Genomic DNA, 18155 nt, shown 5'->3' on the forward strand with positions numbered 1-18155 from the left:
TATTATGGCAACCATTAAATGTAGAAATATCACTTTTGATAATATCCAGGCAATTTTGTTTGACAAAAACGGTACTCTAGAAGATTCAGAAACGTATTTGCGATCGCTCGCACAAAAAGCAACGAGGTTAATAGATGCTCAAATCCCTGGAACTGGGGAACCCCTATTAATGGCATTTGGCATCAATGGCAATTTTCTAGATCCTGCGGGTTTAATATCAGTAGCAAGCCGCCGTGAAACAGAAGTTGCGGCTGCGGCATATATTGCCGAAACAGGAAAAGGATGGTTTGAGTGCTTAAAAATAGCCCGTCAAGCTTTGGATGAAGCGGAAAAATACATTGGACAAACTCCTTCACCACTGTTTGTAGGTAGCCTAGAAATTTTGAAGTACCTGCGGGAGGGTGGACTAAAACTTGGTATCCTCTCAGCTGCGACAACTGAAGAAGTACGTAATTTTGTAGCCAATCACCAGTTAAGCGATTATATCCAGTTAGAAATGGGAGTAGATGAAGGGCCGAGTAAACCAGATCCAGTGCTATTTTTGCAAGCTTGCCAAGCTTTGGGAGTTGAACCGAACGCTACTTTGATGGTGGGTGATTCAGTTGGTGATATGCAAATGGCGCGTAATGCTAAAGCCGCAGGTTGTATTGGTATCACTTGGGTAGGTAAGTCAGATAACGTCCGAGGTGCGGATGTGGTGATTAATCAACTTGATGAAATCCAGATTTTAGAAGATTAATTTAATCTGGTTTCGATGAACTAAAAAAACGGCAGTTGGGGCGTTTTCTGTTATTATATTTTTATCTAACAGGGGAGAGTTTATTGAATCAATTTTATTCTTCGTTTTTCTTCTCTTCTAAATTGGCGAGCTTTGTATTTTGCAGAAGGATATTGTCTTCCTGATTATGTTTTTCTTCTTTCTTTTCTTGTACAACTTGAGTGGCATATATTTTCACATCTCGCTGAATAATATCTTCTACATGACTTGCAAATAGATTAAATGCCTGCTAGTGGCTTGGATAAATACGATAAGGGCCGGTCAACTGCGAAAATTGCCATCCTTGGGTTTTCAAAGATTCAACTGTTCGGCGATAGTGTCGCCAGCGTTCTCCATAGTGAAAAAACTCTTCAATGGCAGCACTAATAGCAACTATTTGGCTCAAACCAAAAGTTGACCACATAATGATATCCCTATTGCTAGGTTTGAAATTAGTGTTAATATTTAGACTTACCAATGCCGGGAGAATTACACCACCAATAATAGTTGTTATTCTTAAAAAATAATGGCGATCGCGCGAGAAATTTGCCTTACCTTCCATCCAGAGTACTTGGTCTAACCAGCGCGATCGCAAAAAATGTTTTTGCACATCACCTAAGTTAATACCTGCAAATAAATTGTTAAAATCTTCTTTTAAAAATTCGTAATAACTATCTTTTTTTGCCATTTTTTACTCCTAATTAGAAAGTAACCCCTTAATTACTTTGCCTAAATTCTCAACTCCTTTCTCTATCTCGATTAAGTCGATGTATTGTAATGTACCAGATTTAGCTAGCTTTTTGGCTCGTTCATCAGTAGCCTTTCCACGCAAAGCATCTACAAGTATATCTGCGGTTCTACCACTACCAGCAATCACAAGAACTACCCTGCCGCTATTAACGCTAAAAACAGCATCCTTAAAGGTAATTTCACCACCGTTCAAGAGTACTGTTATCGAAGGTGCATCATTAGCCAACATAGTGGCAACACAAGATATCCAAGGAGACTCGTCGCCCCAATTCTTCCCAGGAACTAGTATAAAATGAGTATGGTTTGGCTCTAACGGTATTAAATCAGTAGCAGTTTCCGAATGATTAGGTAAAGCCACTTTGCCTTCAGGTGTCACACCAACTAAAGCGAACTTAGCACCTATTTGGGTACGAGCTGTACCCATCATTCGCATAATTCCTGCATCTGTACCCCCATCCACGACATAAGCCCCCAAACTTTCGGCGATGGGGGCTAAAACTTCCACAAACAACCGTTGAATACGCAGAAAGTCAGCTTCACTGATGTTACTTGCACCCCCCACTACTACTAAAACAGGGCGCGAACCGCACAGCCCTATTGTCTCAAGAGCATAAGGCAATTCTTCTGGCTGCTCAACTTGAGTAGCTAATGCTGTTTGCCCATTATCAAAGGTAAGTTTTAAACAACTTTTCATTTTTTCAAAATACTGACTGCTTAGGTTTTCTGGCGTAGAGCTTCGCAGTCATGTTCTGCAAGCCTTGTATTCCATTATTTCCTTGAAGAAAAGTAATTTTATAATGCTTTTGTATGGGTTTATCATTGATTAATGTTTCACCAGATTTTTGCTTAGATGTAAATAGCAATGCCTACATCTGTCTACTCCTACGCTCCAGCTTTTTGCCATTATTTTTCTTTGTGGAAAATTATTGATCCACAAAGTAATAGCTTCTTGTTTTTTGACATCTTAAATTAGGATTTTGCAGTTTATGTATGCACTATCGCACCAATTTTTCAGTTAATCTCAATGATGAAACTTTAGCTATAAGTTCCTGCTCTCTCACTTTTTACTGTCACAGATTCTGACTTTATATCCTCTATCTTATTAAACTCTCCAGCCTGCCAGCTATCTGTTATATCCTTGATAAAACTAGCTATAGGGATCGCAATTAATAAACCCAGTACTCCTCCCAACTTTGCACCCAGCAATAAAGAAATCACCACCCACACAGGATTTAAACCAGTCAAATTACCGAGAATTCGAGGTGCAATAATATTAGAATTAACTTGGTCGATCGCAACAGCTACACCTAAGACTTCCACCCCTAACCAAAAATTTTGCAGCGCTACCAGCAAACTTACTATGGCAATACCGACTCCCGTACCAAAGGGGAAGAGTGAAAATAAGCCAATACCGATGCCAAAAAGTAAAGCTAGGGGAACTTGCAGGGCTAAAAACACTAGTGTAATTGTCACCCCTAACACCGCTCCCAATGTTGCTTGACCGATGAAGTAATTGTGGAAATCTTCTTGCAGTAATTCCCGTACTCTTAACCCAATATTAGGGGGAAACCACTGAAAAATTCCGTCCCAAAGACGTTCACCATTCAATATTAGGTAGATAGTTAACACTACTGCCAGCAACACATTGAGGACACTACCAATGGTATCGACAGCAAAACTAAGAATTTTACCAGTGAAGGACTGAAGTTGGTTAGATAATTGTTCCAGAACTTGGGTAAATAAACCACTTAAATTAATCGGAAGTTGCTGTTGACTTAACGCCCAATCTTGAAAAGCTTGCAACTGCTGAGTACCAGAATCAATCCAACTGGGCAAAATATTAGCCAGTTCAACAAGCTGTTGAATAATCAGGGGAACCAAGGTGATGCCTAAAGCTACTAAAATCACCAGAGTCAAAAGCAACACTCCCCCGATCGCTAAGTTGGGTTTCACCCCTTGTTCTTGGAGAAACTGGATTGGATAGTTCAAGACAAAAGCTAGCAGGATGGCGGCAGCAATAATGCTAACTAAGGGTTGAAAATACTGTATAAACTGGAGCAATAGCCAGCCGTTAAGAATGGCAATGGGAAAGGCCAATCCTATAGTTAACCATCGCGGCAGTTTGTTTGCTGATTGCATTAGTGATGACCCCATAAGAGTTCGTTCTAACTTTATTTTGGCTTCTAGAGATGTGAAGAATGGAGAATGAGGGGGGACAAGATCGTAACTATGCTCAATGCCCAAATTATGTTGGATTTTTCTCAATAAAATCCAACATAATTTTCTGATGCATTGCCCCTAAAGGTCGCACTTTACCAGCATTTTGTGAATAACAGTTACCTTGGCGAATCTCTTTTAGCGTAAATAACGCCATATCCCAGCCCTCATTCAGAACCAGTTGATTTAATTCCACCAAGAGTGGTGCATGAAAGACATGACGGACAACCCTTTCGTTGGGATAACAACCAAATTCAACAAAGGATGGTAAATTGTAGCCGATTTCTTCTAAAATTTCTCGTTTTACCGCTACATCTGGCGTTTCACCAGGTTCGATGTGACCGCCAAACAGCGCCCAGTAACCAGGGTAGAGAATACCAGGGATGTTGTCACGCAGTTGCATGAGAAACTTGTCTTTCTGGTAGAGAATTGCGATCGCAACGTGCACCTGTTGATTGTTCATATCTTCATTTTTAATTGCTGATTATTCTTCTTCTAAATAAACTTCCCCCAATTCTTTGCCAGCTAAGGGAATACTTCGGTAGCGAACTTTACCCTTAATTACAACTTCTGAACCTTCACCCAGATTTTTTTGATTGGTGACAACCCAAATTTTACCCGTTGAGTCCTTAATTTTATAAGCCCACTGTTTGATCAGGGGAGCTTGCTTTTCTACCTGGCCTTGGATGTAAACTATAGCCTGATTGTCTTGTTTTGGTTTAATTTCTCCAATTGGAGTGACATTTGTCCCAATTTTCAAGCCAGCCCCACGCAAGCCAGGTGATGTCAAGTTACCACAACTACAAAGTCCTGCTATCAGAAAAAAAATCAACCCCAAACGGTAAGGAACAATACTGTGTCCGTATAAAAATGAAAGGGAAAAATTTCTCGTTTGTCGCATCAAAGCCACCGATTTATTTATTTTAGGCATGGGCATTGGGCACAAGAGGCAGAGGTAAGGATGGGCAAAGGGGAAAAGATTTACTGCAACTTCTCCCCTGCTTCCTCTGTTCCTCATCTCCTCACTCTTCCAATCCTTTATTCTTCAGATGATGCCGTTGATCTGAGAAAATAAACATTATGGATTTACTGTGAGACAAACGCTACGACATCAAACAGCAACATAATAGTAGTCGAAAGTCAAGACTCAAGAATCAATATTTTCATTTTGGACTTTGGACAACAAGCGAACATAGCTGGGGATTTTCATGGAAACAAAAACTGCCAAACTCCTAGATGGGAAAGCAATAGCAGCAAAAATTCTGCAAGAACTTTCTGTTGCGATTACACAATTACAACCAAAAATTGGACGACCACCTGGTTTAGCAGTGTTGATGGTTGGTGATAACCCAGCGTCAGCCGCTTATGTACGCAATAAAGAAAAAGCCTGCGCTAAAGTTGGGATCGCTTCTTTTGGTAAGCATTTTCCTGCCCAAACTACCCTTGGGGAGTTAGAAGAGGTAATTGCTGCACTCAACCACGATGAAAGAGTTGATGGCATTCTTGTACAGTTGCCCTTACCTAACCACCTGGATGCTGTAACTCTTCTACATCAAATCGATCCCAATAAAGATGCTGATGGACTGCACCCAGTTAACTTGGGGCGACTAGTACGGGGAGAAAGCGGTTTACGTAGCTGTACCCCGGCTGGTGTGATGCGGCTTTTACAAGAATATGAGATTCCTTTGCAGGGAAAACAGGCAGTAGTAGTGGGGCGCAGTATTTTGGTGGGTAAACCGATGGCGCTGATGCTATTAGAAGCTGATGCTACAGTCACGATCGCTCACTCGCGATCGCATGACCTAAAAACCATCACCCAAAATGCTGATATTCTAATTGCAGCAGTAGGTCGTCCCGGATTGATCTCTGCTGAGATGGTGAAACCGGGCGCTGTTGTGGTAGATGTGGGGATGAATCGCGTCACCGATGCTAATGGCAAAAGTCGCCTGATTGGCGATGTGCATTTTGAATCAACTGCTGATGTAGCAGGATTTATCACCCCAGTTCCTGGTGGTGTTGGCCCGATGACTGTTGCCATATTGTTGGAAAATACATTTGCTAGCTATTCCAGAGCCGCAAAAGAAGAAAGAGAGTGAAGAGTTAAAAGTTATTCTTAATAACTCTTAACTCCTAAATTTTGTAAAGACGCGATTAATCGCCTCTCTGCTGCTAACTTTTCATTTTTTTCAGCGCCACAGCACCTTAAAATTGTGACGTATAAGGCAAAAATCGCAAAATGTCAGGAATTAAAGAATGGTAGCAACTGATAACGTGCAAAAGACACCACCAGAGGAAACCACATTTAACTTAGCAGCCTATCTAAAAGAGCGACAAAAGCTTTGTGATAATGCTTTGGATCAGTCTATCCCGGTCATTTATCCAGAAAAGATTTATGAGGCGATGCGCTACTCGTTATTAGCTGGAGGTAAGCGTGTACGTCCCATTCTTTGCCTTGCCACCTGTGAAATGATGGGTGGAACCATTGAGATGGCCATGCCAACAGCTTGTGCTGTGGAGATGATCCACACAATGTCGTTGATTCATGACGACCTCCCAGCGATGGATAATGACGATTATCGTCGTGGCAAGCTGACGAATCATAAAGTCTATGGTGAAGATGTAGCGATTTTGGCTGGAGATGGCTTATTGGCTCTTGCTTTTGAGTCTGTTGCCATTCAAACCCCCCAAAGCGTTAAGAGAGAGATAGTCTTGCAGGTTATTGCTCGTCTTGGTCGAGCATTGGGGGCAGGTGGTTTGGTCGGCGGTCAAATTGTAGATTTGGAGTCGGAAGGTAAATCTGATATTTCCTTAGAAACCCTAAATTTCATTCATAAACACAAAACAGCCGCCCTTTTAGAAGCTTGCGTAGTTTGTGGCGGGCTGATAACTAATGCATCATCTGAAGATGTGCAGCGGCTAACCCGTTATGCTCAAAATATTGGGCTAGCATTCCAAATCATTGATGATATTCTGGATATCACTTCTACCCAAGAGCAATTAGGTAAAACAGCTGGCAAAGACCAAAAAGCCCAGAAAGTCACCTATCCTAGCCTTTGGGGACTTGAGGAATCGCGCTCAAAAGCCCAAGAGCTAGTTAAAGCAGCTTGTGTGGAATTAGAACCATTTGGAGACAGAGCCAAACCACTCCAAGCGCTTGCTCATTTTATTACCAGCCGTAATAACTAATAACGCTTTGGGTAATTCGTAATTCCTAGACCACAAGCGTTTCATTAATTGAGAATGGGTAGTTTATTTACACCATACTGTACTACTACTGCCCAGCAAAATTAAAAATTCACTGATTCAAAATTATAAAAGCTGATCAAATAAGCTTTTAGATTATTTTGAATCGTTGGTCTTTTTCCAACGTGATAGATTAATTTGGGAATTTTGGGTTGAATCTAAATGTTTCCTCAACCAACAACTGCTGCTAATATTTACTAACCTAACCAAAATACCATGCAGGACATAGGCAACATTTTAGACAACCGGGTGCTGCTGGTTGCTCTGGTAGCTTGTTTAATTGCTCAAGCATTAAAGCTCGTGGTTGAGATCGTCAAAAATCGCAAACTGAATGTGCGTGTTTTGGTGACAACTGGAGGTATGCCCAGTGCTCATTCGGCTCTGGTTACGGCTCTAGCCGCTGGTGTAGGGCAAACACTGGGTTGGGCATCTCCTGATTTTGCTGTTGCGAGCGTTTTTGCGATCATTGTCATGTATGATGCAGCCGGAGTTCGTCAAGCAGCTGGTAAACAAGCTCGTATTCTCAATCAAATGATTGATGAATTATTTCATGAGAAACCAGATTTTAGCCAAGACCGTCTCAAAGAATTACTCGGACATACACCAGTTCAGGTAATCGCTGGGTCGGCTTTGGGTATAACCATTTATTGGTTAGCTAGGTCTGCTTATTGAACTAGGGCAATAAATCTTTGTTTGAGCGGCTATTGATAATTAATAACTGGTAATTTGTCAATCAAATTTTAATTTTCGATTTTAGATTTACCCCGTGAATAAATTCAGGGGATTAAGGGTGAAAGGATTTATTCCAAATAACTTGTTTCTCACAGAGCGAATATAAATAAATATGTTCGCTTAAAACCTTTTTAAATTTTGAATTTAAAATCCAAAATTTAAAATCTAAAATTCCGTCAATTGACAAATTACCAATCTGGTACGTTGCATCAGGATGCCAGTGAACTTAATATCACTAAAACCGCACAGTCGAGCGCAGCAGAATCACTTTACGACTATCTACTAGGCTGGCAACGAAACCGCCATTGTTTAGTTTTTGCAATGTATTATAAGCTTCACTTTGGTTAGTGGTATAAACTGCTAGCAAGTAAGGGCGTTGTCCATACGAAACAAAACCGACGTTACCTCCGACCACTTGCTGCACACTATTTACTAGTTCTGGACGGTTGTAATAATCTACCAGTACTGCATAACCTTCTCCTAATGCTTGAGGATTATAACTGACTGTCTGCTGAGGTGGTTTTGGCTGTGACTGTGGCTGTACATCTGCCGTTGTTGTTGGTCGAGTGGTAATGATGGCAGACAAGCCAACAATGTTGCTGACATATCTTGCCCAACGATTGGCATCGTCAATTTTGTTAAAGCCCCCGACTCGTGTCACGGTTTCGTTGAGATATTTACAGGTGATAGTTTTAAGTTCAGGTGGTAAGGCGCTACGTAACTGCTTTTGATTATTTGCTGTGGGACTGACTACTAATAAAAGATACTCACCTGCATTTGGTGGTTGACAAGAGGGAATGGTTTTTTGAGCAAGTACAGAACTCATGCCACCAATCAACCCTGCAATCGCTAATCCTAAAACACTTGGTAAAGTCTGAAATCTATGCACAAAAGTTAGATTATGTAAATTAAGGTGTCTTAGAAGATTTTATAAGAAAAAAGCTGAAAACCTAGCTACTTCAGTATGGTGATGAAATATGTGTCAAAAAATATATTTTGTTACTCAAAAATAAAATTAGGGAGTGGAGAATGGGGCGACAAGGGGACAAGGAAAATAACCAATGCCCCATGCCCAATGCGCTATGCCTAAGATACAGTAGCTAACGATGCTAAAGCATCTGGTATTGCCTCAGAAGGAGCCTGGAATTCTCCAGTAATGACGTACTCTAAACGCAGTTTTAACCAAGTAATAAATTGAGGATTTGTAGAAATAATTGCTACTGCTGGTTGGGGACACTTTGCCTTTAACTGTTTAAACTGTGGTGTTTCCAAAAAAGCTGGTTGCTCAACCAACCAAAAATCTATTTGTTTTTCTTGTTCGTGGTAGTTTCGGATGCGTTCTTTGAGAACTTCGTGTATCGGTTCTTCTTGGAGAAGAAAGCGTTGACTTGCCAAAACGTAATGGTATGTTTGCATTTTCATCCTTTGGTTGCTATGTGAATAATTTAAGGGCACAGTGACTCTGTACCCTTACAATCTAACTTTTTTGAGATTTCTTGAACCAAGAACTAAACGGACAAGCACTTTTCTGGTTTTCAGATTTTATCTGTTTGCCACCAGATGTTAGCTTTTCCAAGAACAGATTATTGTCAAAGTAGTGTTCTAAGGAAATAAGTTTCAAGTCATCGGTAACTTTTGCAATAGTCATGCCAATAATTTCTAGCGTCTCTTCAGTAGGTGCATGGTCTTTGTATTCTCCGTTAAAATGTCCCCAATGCCGCCATTTAAATGTTACATTCGGTGGCCCTGAGAAAACTTCCACCACTTCCCAAGGAAATCCTTGGGGAAATGTTGTGTGAAAGACTTTTGCGGATGATTCAAAGCTTTCTTCTGAAGCCTTGTAATGCTCTGAATCAGCCATAAATAAATTGTAAGTACCTTGGGCTGATACATCTGCTGCTGTGTACTCTACTCCACCATTGGTACTGACGCGAAACTGTTCATTAACAATAGATAACCACTCTTGCGGGTTAGCTTTGAATGATACCTCCATCTCAAAGGTTCGCACCAAGTTTTGTACGATCGCTTCCAGTGTTCCTTCAAGATGATTGTAGGTACTTTCTTTAGCAAGATTCTCATTTGAACGGGAATAATCAGGCGGTGTCTGATAACGCCACTCGACATCAGTGCTTTCTGCTATCACCTTATCCCGATCCTGTACCCAAAGTGGCAGGTTGTTAGATTGTGTTGCGCTCATAGAAGTTTTTGCTGAAGATTTGATCCCAATTTCTAGATTTGCGCAGTGACAACCCCTCTGTTATGAGGTTACAGATTATAGTTTCGTTCTCTTTCCCCTATCCCCTGTCCCCTCTTATAGCTTGTTTCATTTCCCGGACTGCTCTTTCCATACCTACTAATGCTGCCCGGCTAATGATGGTATGACCAATGTTCAGTTCTTCCATACCTGGAAGCGCAGCCACCGGATAGACGTTCCAGTAGGTGAGTCCGTGACCAGCGTTGACTCGCAATCCGGCTTGAATCGCTTGTTCACAACCTTTAGCTAATATGGCTAATTCTCGGTGGCGATTTGTTTCATCTTTAGCCTCAGCATATTGTCCGGTGTGCAATTCAATAAACTGCGCCTGTATCTTGACAGATGCTTCAATTTGTGCTGGTTCGGCATCGATAAATAAACTAACTGGAATGCTAGCGCTTTGCAATTTATCGACTATTTCACCTATTCTAGCAATTTGCCCGACAATATTTAGTCCGCCTTCTGTTGTCACTTCTTCGCGCTTTTCGGGGACTAAGGTCACGTAATCTGGTTTGATATTGAGAGCGATCGCTAGCATTTCATCTGTAGCAGCCATTTCTAAATTCAGATGCGATCGCACTGTTTGCCGTAACAGCAGTACATCCCGATCTTGGATATGCCGCCGATCTTCGCGCAGATGCACCGTAATTCCATCTGCACCCGCCAATTCTGCCAGTACCGCCGCCGCTACCGGATCTGGTTCCACCGTCCGCCGCGCTTGCCGGATGGTGGCGATGTGGTCAATGTTAACACCAAGTGTAGGCACCCCAAATTTCTCCCAAATCCAGATTCTTTAGAACTTGATTTTACCGGAAATAGCGGTAGTTTTGCTGAAGAAGCTTAAGACAGATTACACACATAAAATGCAATGTCTACGACGGGCTGTGACGCTTCTGCGGACGCTTGCGGACTCGCTACCGCTATCGGTGTCCCCCAAAAGAAAACTGAGTTAGCAAAAGCTGATTTTTGGGCAAACTACTTTAAATAAATGGCTGATTTAACAAGAGTTGATGAAGTATGAATACAGCAGTTGAGCCGATGGACAAGTTTTTTAACTATCAAATTAGCGAACAACTTTATGTAGGCTCTAGAACCTTAGTTTACCGTGCTATTCGAGAGGCGGATCGACTTTTGGTTGTCATCAAACTGCTCCAGCAAGAGTATCCCACCTTCAATGAACTGCTGCTATTCCGTAATCAGTACACTATTGCTAAAAATCTTGATCTACCCGGTATTGTTCGTCCCTACAGCCTGGAACCTTACCGCAACAGCTATGCTTTGGTGATGGAGGATTTTGGTGGTATTTCCCTCAGAGATTGGCTCAACAAAAAAATGGGAAGCAACCAATATACTTTGACAGAGTTCTTGGAAATTGCGATCGCTCTGAGTAATACTCTTGACGGACTCTATCGCCATCGAGTTATCCACAAAGATATTAAGCCTGCCAACATCCTCATCAACCCGGAAACTAAGCAAGTCAAGTTGATTGACTTTAGTATTGCCTCTCTTTTACCCAGAGAAAGCCAGGAAATTTACAGTCCCAATATCTTAGAAGGTACTCTCGCCTACCTTTCCCCAGAACAAACCGGGCGGATGAATCGCGGAATTGACTATCGCAGTGATTACTATTCCCTTGGCGTTACCTTCTATGAATTGCTGGCTGGACACCTACCCTTTGAGTCTAGCGATCCGATGGAGTTGGTTCACTGTCATATTGCCAAGCAACCAGAAAAATTAGGGGGCAGAGGACAGGAGGCAGGGGGCAGCAGGGAAGAAGAAATTCCCGAAGTTCTTTGTGACATTGTAATGAAATTGATGGCGAAAAATGCTGAAGACCGCTATCAGAGTGCATTAGGTCTGAAATTTGATTTAGAAAAATGTTTGTCTCAATTGCAAGAAATAGGCTCGATTAAATCTTTTAAATTAGGTGAGCGGGATATTTGCGATCGCTTTATCATCCCAGAAAAGCTCTACGGTCGCCAAAGTGAAGTTCAGAGTTTACTGAATGCCTTTGAAAGAGTCAGCCAGGGAAGCACTGAAATTATGTTGGTAGCAGGCTTCTCTGGCATTGGCAAAACTGCTGTGGTGAACGAAGTCCACAAGCCAATTGTGCGACAACGGGGTTATTTCATTAAAGGTAAATTTGACCAATTCCAGCGCAATATCCCTTTCTCTGCCTTTGTGCAAGCTTTTCGAGACTTAATCGGGCAACTGCTGAGTGAAACTGACACCCAATTCGAGCGCTGGAAGTCCAAAATTCTCTCTGCTTTGGGTGAGAACGCACAAGTGATGATTGAGGTGATTCCAGAACTCGAAAGAATTATTGGTAAACAGTCTCCTGCGCCGGAACTCTCTGGGAGTGCGGCACAAAATCGCTTCAATTTGCTGTTTTTGAAATTCACTCAAGTTTTCGCTGCACTAGAACATCCATTGGTAATTTTTATTGACGATCTGCAATGGGCAGATTCTGCTTCTTTAAAGTTAATGCACTTGTTGATGAGCGAAGTTGACATTGCCTATCTACTGTTAATTGGTGCTTATCGAGATAACGAAGTCAATCCAGTACACCCCCTGATGCTGACCTTAGAAGAAATTCAGAAGTTCGGCGCTACAGTCAATACAATTACCTTAGCTCCCCTCGATCAAATATCTGTCAATCATTTGGTGGCAGATACATTGAGTTGCACACTAGCATTAGCTGCACCGTTAACAGAGTTGGTATTGAGCAAAACCAAAGGAAATCCTTTTTTCAGCACCCAGTTTCTGAAAGCGCTACATCAAGATCGACTAATTACATTTAATTTTGACGGTGGTTATTGGGAATGCGATATTGCTCAGGTGCGATCGCTCGCCCTTACCGATGATGTAGTAGAGTTTATGGCAATTCAGCTGGAAAAGTTGTCAATAGAAACTCAAGAAGTTTTGAAATTAGCGGCTTGTGTAGGAAACTCTTTTGATTTAGCTACATTAGCGATTGTCTATGAACAGTCTGAGGCAACAACGGCAGATGAATTATGGAAAGCACTCCAAGAAGGATTTATCATTCCTACCAGTGATGTTTACAAGTTCTATCAACAGCATTCATTGGTAAATAGCCAGAATGACTATGGACAAATAACCATCAGCTACAAATTTATTCACGATCGCATTCAGCAAGCTGCCTATTCACTAATTCCTGATAACCAAAAGCAAGTTACTCACCTGCACATTGGGCGTTTGCTGCAACAAGCCACGACTGCAAATGAACGCGATGAGAAAATTTTTGCGATCGTCAACCACCTCAATCAAGGGGCCGCTTTGATTAGTGATCAGCTGGAGCAACAGGAACTCGTACAGTTAAACTTGGCGGCTGGGCATAAAGCCAAGGGTGCAACAGCTTACGCAGCAGCTTTAGACTATTTCAACACAGGTATTGCCATGCTAACAGGTAATTGCTGGCATAGCCAATACAATCTCGCCCTTATCTTGTATGAAGGAGCAACAGAATCAGCTTACCTCTGCACCGATTTTGAACAGATGGAACAGTTAGCTGAGATAGTACTGAATCATGCCCAATCCTGGCTGGATCGGGTAAAAATCTACAACATTAAAATCCAAGCTTGCATCGCCCAAAATCAGCAGCTAGAAGCCTTGCGACTAGCACGGGAAGTGTTAAAGCATCTGGGAGTGCATCTGCCAGAGCAACCCACCCCAGCAGACATCGGACAGGCACTGAGGCACACCCAAACCTTACTCAATGATAGGTCAATCGAATCTTTGCTGGAATTACCCCAAATGACCGCACCAGACAAAAAAGCGGCAATGGTGATTCTATCCGCCGTTCTTTCTGCTGCCTATCAAGCTGCCCCAGACTTGTTACCTCTGATTAACCTTGCTCACGTCGATTTATCCGTGCAATATGGGAATGCACCAGAATCGACTCATGGCTATGTGATGTATGGGTTGACATTGCTTGTTGTGTTGGGAGATATTGACGCGGGCTATCGGTTTGGACAACTGGGGATGAACCTGTTGGAACATATCCATGCTCCTGAGTTAACCGCTAAAACCATTTTTGCCTTTAATAACTTCCTCAGACATTGGCAAGAACCTGCGAAAGATACTTTGGAAGGATATCTAAAAGCCTATTCTAGTGGATTAGAAATTGGAGATATTCAATATGTCGCCCTAAGTCTTCTTGGTTATAGCTTCACTGCTTATTTCAGCAGTCAGGAACTGTCTTCTCTTAGACAAACAATGGAAGCTCATCGCCAGGTGATGCAGCAATTGCGCCAGGATACCTATCTCCACAAGCAAAGTATTTACTATCAAGCTGTACTCAATCTGCTGGAGACTACGGCTGAACCCGATCGGTTGCATAGCGAACATTATAATGAGCATGAAATGATTCAGCTTCACCTCAAAACCAATGATGTGACAGCACTACATCAGATTTATGTCAACAAACTGCTCCTCTCCTACCTATTCCAACGCTATGAACAAGCATTAGAAAACGCCACCCTAACGGAACAATATTTAGGTGCAGGAAAAGGACTCATGCACGTTCCAATCTTCTATTTCTACGATGCACTAGTTCGATTAGCGGTTTATCCAGATGCCAGTGAGATAGACCAAATCAGCATTATCGAGCGGGTGACAGCCCATCAAGAAAAACTCAGCATCTGGGCGGCTCATGCACCAAGTAATCAGGCTCACCGCCATGCTTTAGTTATCGCAGAAAAATGTCGAGTCTTGGGGGCGAAAGCAGAGGCTATTGAGTATTACGATCGCGCCATTGCCAAAGCTAAAGAAAACGAATACCTCAATGAAGAAGCTCTCGCCAATGAACTTGCAGCCAAGTTTTATTTAGAATGGGGCAAAGAACGCATTGCTCAAGAGTATTTGATTAATGCTTACTATTGCTACACACGCTGGGGTGCTAATGCCAAAGTCGATGATTTAGAACAACGTTATCCACAACTGCTAGCTCCGATCTTACAACAGAGGCAATCGCTACTTACACCCAATGAAACGATCGCAAATATTGACAGCATTACTACCTTCCACCCAAGCATTAATAAATCAGTAACCTCTAGCAGCAACACATCAGTGATGCTAGATTTGGCAACAGTTTTAAAAGCCTCTCAGACTCTATCGAGTGAAATTGAACTAGATAAATTACTTACGAAGCTGCTGCAAGTAGTGATTGAAAATGCTGGAGCAGATAAGTGTGCGTTACTACTGCTCAAAGAAGGTAGATTGGTAGTTGAGGCGACTGCTCAAGTTGGGCAGCAATCAACGGTGTTACAGTCCATTTTCATGGAAGATAGTGCAGACATTCCTCATAGCCTAATTTACACCGTCAAACGTAGCCTACAACCTAGCGTTATTCTTGATATAACATTGCATCCGGTGCTGATAGCCGATCCCTACATTAATCTTCGGCAACCCAAAAGTTTGCTGTGTACGCCAATTTTGTATCAAGGGAAACTGTTAGGGATTTTGTATTTAGAAAACAATCTGATGACTGGAGCGTTTACTAGCGATCGCGTCGAAATTCTCAATCTATTATGTACTCAAGCTGCAATCTCCCTAGAAAACGCCAGACTTTATCAGCAAGCACAAAATACTCTAGAAAACTTGGGACAGACGGAACAATTCTTGCGGTTAATTATCGAGAATATTCCCCAGTCTGTTTTCTGGAAAGACTGCAATAGTGTTTATTTAGGCTGTAACCATAAGTTTACTCAAACTTGGGGTCTAGGAGTGCCAGAAAATGTTATTGGTAAAACAGACTACGACCTTCCCTGGACTAGGGAGCAATCAGATTTTTTTGTAGCGCGCGATCGCCGCATCATGGAGTTTGGGGAACCAGAACTCAACATTATCGAAACTGTGCAGCAAGTAGATGGAAAACAAAAGTGGTCGAATACAAATAAAATTCCCTTAAAAGATAAAGAAAAAAATATTTTTGGTATCCTTAACACCTCTGAAGATATCACCGAACGTCAGCAAGCACAACACTTGCTGCAACAACAAAAACAACAATTAGAACAAGCATTACAAGAACTCCAAACGATGCAATTGCAATTAGTGCAAGGCGAAAAAATGTCTGCCCTTGGTAACTTGGTAGCAGGTGTTGCCCATGAAATCAACAATCCTGTCGGCTTCATTGCCGGTAACATTGAACCAGCCAAAGATTATGTTAAAGACTTGTTTGGACTAATTAATCTTTATCAGGAAAAGTTTCCCAATCCCGGCTCAGATATTCAAGACGAAATTGATGCCATTGACCTGAATTATTTACGCGAAGATTTACCTAAACTGCTGGACTCGATGAAATTGGGTGTTCAGCGTATTCGCAGCATCAGTACCAGTTTGCGAACCTTCTCCAGAGCAGATAAGGATTATAAAGTTCCTTTTGATATTCACGAAGGCATTGACAGTACTATTCTGATTCTCAGACACCGTTTAAAAGCTAATGAAAACCGTCCAGCAATTGAGGTGGTGAAGAATTATGGCAAACTGCCCCTAGTGGAATGCTTTGCGGGACAACTTAATCAGGTGTTTATGAACTTGTTAGCAAATGCCATTGATGCGCTTGAACAATACAATACAGAACGTAGTTTGGAAGCGATTCTTGCTAACCCCAATCGCATCACCATTCAAACTCTTGTAGCAGACTCAAGTCAGGATGTTTTGATTAAGATTGCTGATAACGGGGTGGGAATGTCACCAGAGGTTAAACAAAAAGTATTTGACCATTTATATACCACCAAGCCTGTCGGAAAAGGCACTGGATTAGGATTAGCGATCGCTCGTCAAATTGTGGTAGAAGCACATGGCGGTTCGCTCTCTTGTACTTCCGAACTTGGAAAAGGCACAGAGTTTGTCATTCAAATCTCTACTCAACAACAATAATGAGTGCTGAGTTCTGAGTTCTGAGTAATTTCTACTTTACTCAGCACTTTTCATTTTCGCTATTTAAATTTTAGTTGGGAATAAAGTGACAATAATACTTAAATTATGCAAAAGCTGGTTAAAACTCAACCCTCTACAGTATGCCATAACCAACAAAAATTACTACTCATTGAAATGGCGATCGCAAAACTTTCTATTATTATCAATTGTGGTAATTCTGTCCATTAGCATTAGCGCCACAGCTATCATTAGTTACAATATTGTTAAGGGATTATCGCACTAATTCATATTTCTACTCTGCAACGCCAAAAAGTAAGTTGCACAATATGTCAATGTCTAAACCCGCATCTGTCGCAATGCATTAAACGCCTTACCTCGCAACCCAACTGGTAACAGCGATAATCCTAAACCAGTCCAAGCTTTGGCAGTTGAAAAAGACTGTCCCGCTAAAACTAGTTCTCTGCCTTTTTGCGTTTCACCCTTTTCAATTAAACGCAAACCTAATAATAATTGCGTTTCAGTTAAACGATTTTTCCTAACTTTCTCTAATTTCTCAGACTCAAACTTATAATTTTCTAAATACTGAATTTTATCAAAGAAATAAGGAATAGCTCGATTAATACCTTGCTGCTCTGCATGAGAGCGATATTCCATCAATAATTCTGGTAAGTAATAGCCCTTTTTTCCAGCCAAAGCCAGACGTACAAATAAATCATTATCCTCACAATTTTGGAGATTTGGCTGCATATATCCTAATTCTTGCAAAGTTTTACGACGAAATAATGTCGCCCCCACTTGAAAGCTTTGCTGAATAAATACGACTTCTAACAAATTATTTACAACACCTGCTGGTAAATTCTTCCTACCCCAGCGATGAGAATTTTCTTGAGTTTTTGCCTCATCCCGGACATTGTTAATATCAATTATCCAATGGTCTGTACCAACAAAATCAATGCTAGAGTCTTCAGCAAGTACAGCTGCTGTACTTGCGAGAAAATCGGGTGTTAGCCGGTCGTCATCATCAAATTTAATAAAATATTCACCACTGGCAGCATCAAAGCCAGAGCGCATATTATTACTTTTACCAATATTTTGCTGATGACGGATATATTTAATCCGGTCGTCTGTGTACTGTGACATCAACTCAGGCGTACCATCGCCAGAACCGTCATCACAAATAATTAGCTCAAAGTCTTGCTCAGACTGATTGAGTACACTGTCAATTGCGAAAGGCAGTAAATTAACTCGATTAAACGTGGGAATGGAAACACTAACTTTAGGCATTTTTGCAAAATGAGAGTG

At 41.5% G+C, this 18155-nt stretch carries 15 protein-coding genes; 5 read left to right on the plus strand and 10 right to left on the minus strand.

The window, feature by feature from the left end; genetic code table 11:
- Positions 1-4: 4 nt before the first annotated feature.
- Positions 5-739, plus strand: a complete 735-nt coding sequence (locus NLP_RS21515) for an HAD family hydrolase (protein WP_104908150.1) — start codon at positions 5-7, stop codon at positions 737-739.
- 268 nt (positions 740-1007) lie between these two features.
- Here NLP_RS21515 and NLP_RS21520 read toward each other — a convergent pair whose 3' ends face one another.
- From NLP_RS21520 to NLP_RS21540, 5 genes are all read right to left on the minus strand, one after another.
- Complete coding sequence (locus tag NLP_RS21520; RefSeq protein ID WP_234017013.1) at positions 1008-1445, minus strand: DUF4231 domain-containing protein; 438 nt, start codon at positions 1443-1445, stop codon at positions 1008-1010.
- A gap of 9 nt (positions 1446-1454) precedes the next feature.
- Entirely contained in the window at positions 1455-2201 is a 747-nt protein-coding gene (locus NLP_RS21525; protein WP_104908151.1) for a hypothetical protein, read from the minus strand.
- Between the two features lie 341 nt (positions 2202-2542).
- Entirely contained in the window at positions 2543-3646 is a 1104-nt protein-coding gene (locus NLP_RS21530) for an AI-2E family transporter (protein WP_104908152.1), read from the minus strand.
- A gap of 106 nt (positions 3647-3752) precedes the next feature.
- Complete coding sequence (locus NLP_RS21535; protein WP_104908153.1) at positions 3753-4187, minus strand: NUDIX hydrolase; 435 nt, start codon at positions 4185-4187, stop codon at positions 3753-3755.
- A 21-nt stretch (positions 4188-4208) separates the two neighbouring features.
- Positions 4209-4655, minus strand: a complete 447-nt coding sequence (locus NLP_RS21540; protein ID WP_234017014.1) for a hypothetical protein — start codon at positions 4653-4655, stop codon at positions 4209-4211.
- Between the two features lie 277 nt (positions 4656-4932).
- Here NLP_RS21540 and folD point away from each other — a divergent pair, with 277 nt between their 5' ends.
- From folD to NLP_RS21555, 3 genes are all read left to right on the plus strand, one after another.
- Positions 4933-5820 (plus strand): bifunctional methylenetetrahydrofolate dehydrogenase/methenyltetrahydrofolate cyclohydrolase FolD, encoded by an 888-nt coding sequence (gene folD, locus NLP_RS21545; RefSeq protein WP_104908154.1) that lies wholly within the window; start codon positions 4933-4935, stop codon positions 5818-5820.
- A 157-nt stretch (positions 5821-5977) separates the two neighbouring features.
- Positions 5978-6910, plus strand: coding sequence for a geranylgeranyl diphosphate synthase CrtE (gene crtE, locus NLP_RS21550; RefSeq protein WP_104908155.1), 933 nt, complete (start codon positions 5978-5980; stop codon positions 6908-6910).
- A 273-nt stretch (positions 6911-7183) separates the two neighbouring features.
- Complete coding sequence (locus NLP_RS21555) at positions 7184-7639, plus strand: divergent PAP2 family protein (protein ID WP_104908156.1); 456 nt, start codon at positions 7184-7186, stop codon at positions 7637-7639.
- Between the two features lie 295 nt (positions 7640-7934).
- Here the strand turns inward: NLP_RS21555 and NLP_RS21560 are convergent, their stop codons facing one another.
- From NLP_RS21560 to NLP_RS21575, 4 genes are all read right to left on the minus strand, one after another.
- Positions 7935-8588: a hypothetical protein gene (locus NLP_RS21560; protein WP_104908157.1), complete on the minus strand. Its 654-nt coding sequence runs from the start codon at positions 8586-8588 to the stop codon at positions 7935-7937.
- 197 nt (positions 8589-8785) lie between these two features.
- Positions 8786-9115, minus strand: coding sequence for an MgPME-cyclase complex family protein (locus NLP_RS21565; RefSeq protein WP_104909969.1), 330 nt, complete (start codon positions 9113-9115; stop codon positions 8786-8788).
- Positions 9116-9176: 61 nt separating this feature from the next.
- Positions 9177-9896 carry a SnoaL-like polyketide cyclase gene (locus NLP_RS21570; RefSeq protein ID WP_104908158.1) on the minus strand — a complete coding sequence of 240 codons (720 nt, stop codon included), beginning with the start codon at positions 9894-9896 and terminating at the stop codon, positions 9177-9179.
- Positions 9897-9993: 97 nt separating this feature from the next.
- Positions 9994-10719, minus strand: a complete 726-nt coding sequence (locus NLP_RS21575) for a pyridoxine 5'-phosphate synthase (protein ID WP_104908159.1) — start codon at positions 10717-10719, stop codon at positions 9994-9996.
- A gap of 251 nt (positions 10720-10970) precedes the next feature.
- On the opposite strand from NLP_RS21575, the gene NLP_RS21580 reads away from it, so the two are divergent.
- Positions 10971-16853: a trifunctional serine/threonine-protein kinase/ATP-binding protein/sensor histidine kinase gene (locus NLP_RS21580; RefSeq protein ID WP_104908160.1), complete on the plus strand. Its 5883-nt coding sequence runs from the start codon at positions 10971-10973 to the stop codon at positions 16851-16853.
- 336 nt (positions 16854-17189) lie between these two features.
- Here NLP_RS21580 and NLP_RS21585 read toward each other — a convergent pair whose 3' ends face one another.
- Positions 17190-18137 carry a glycosyltransferase family 2 protein gene (locus NLP_RS21585; protein ID WP_104908161.1) on the minus strand — a complete coding sequence of 316 codons (948 nt, stop codon included), beginning with the start codon at positions 18135-18137 and terminating at the stop codon, positions 17190-17192.
- Between the last annotated feature and the right edge of the window lie 18 nt (positions 18138-18155).

This window comes from Nostoc sp. 'Lobaria pulmonaria (5183) cyanobiont', assembly GCF_002949795.1.
In the GTDB taxonomy this organism is placed as follows: domain Bacteria; phylum Cyanobacteriota; class Cyanobacteriia; order Cyanobacteriales; family Nostocaceae; genus Nostoc.

Coding starts and splice junctions, on each gene's coding strand:
- NLP_RS21515 (WP_104908150.1), top strand. CDS start 5: ATGGCAACCATTAAATGTAGAAATATCACTTTTGATAATATCCAGGCA.
- NLP_RS21520 (WP_234017013.1), bottom strand. CDS start 1,445: ATGGCAAAAAAAGATAGTTATTACGAATTTTTAAAAGAAGATTTTAAC.
- NLP_RS21525 (WP_104908151.1), bottom strand. CDS start 2,201: ATGAAAAGTTGTTTAAAACTTACCTTTGATAATGGGCAAACAGCATTA.
- NLP_RS21530 (WP_104908152.1), bottom strand. CDS start 3,646: ATGCAATCAGCAAACAAACTGCCGCGATGGTTAACTATAGGATTGGCC.
- NLP_RS21535 (WP_104908153.1), bottom strand. CDS start 4,187: ATGAACAATCAACAGGTGCACGTTGCGATCGCAATTCTCTACCAGAAA.
- NLP_RS21540 (WP_234017014.1), bottom strand. CDS start 4,655: ATGCCTAAAATAAATAAATCGGTGGCTTTGATGCGACAAACGAGAAAT.
- folD (WP_104908154.1), top strand. CDS start 4,933: ATGGAAACAAAAACTGCCAAACTCCTAGATGGGAAAGCAATAGCAGCA.
- crtE (WP_104908155.1), top strand. CDS start 5,978: ATGGTAGCAACTGATAACGTGCAAAAGACACCACCAGAGGAAACCACA.
- NLP_RS21555 (WP_104908156.1), top strand. CDS start 7,184: ATGCAGGACATAGGCAACATTTTAGACAACCGGGTGCTGCTGGTTGCT.
- NLP_RS21565 (WP_104909969.1), bottom strand. CDS start 9,115: ATGCAAACATACCATTACGTTTTGGCAAGTCAACGCTTTCTTCTCCAA.
- NLP_RS21570 (WP_104908158.1), bottom strand. CDS start 9,896: ATGAGCGCAACACAATCTAACAACCTGCCACTTTGGGTACAGGATCGG.
- NLP_RS21580 (WP_104908160.1), top strand. CDS start 10,971: ATGAATACAGCAGTTGAGCCGATGGACAAGTTTTTTAACTATCAAATT.
- NLP_RS21585 (WP_104908161.1), bottom strand. CDS start 18,137: ATGCCTAAAGTTAGTGTTTCCATTCCCACGTTTAATCGAGTTAATTTA.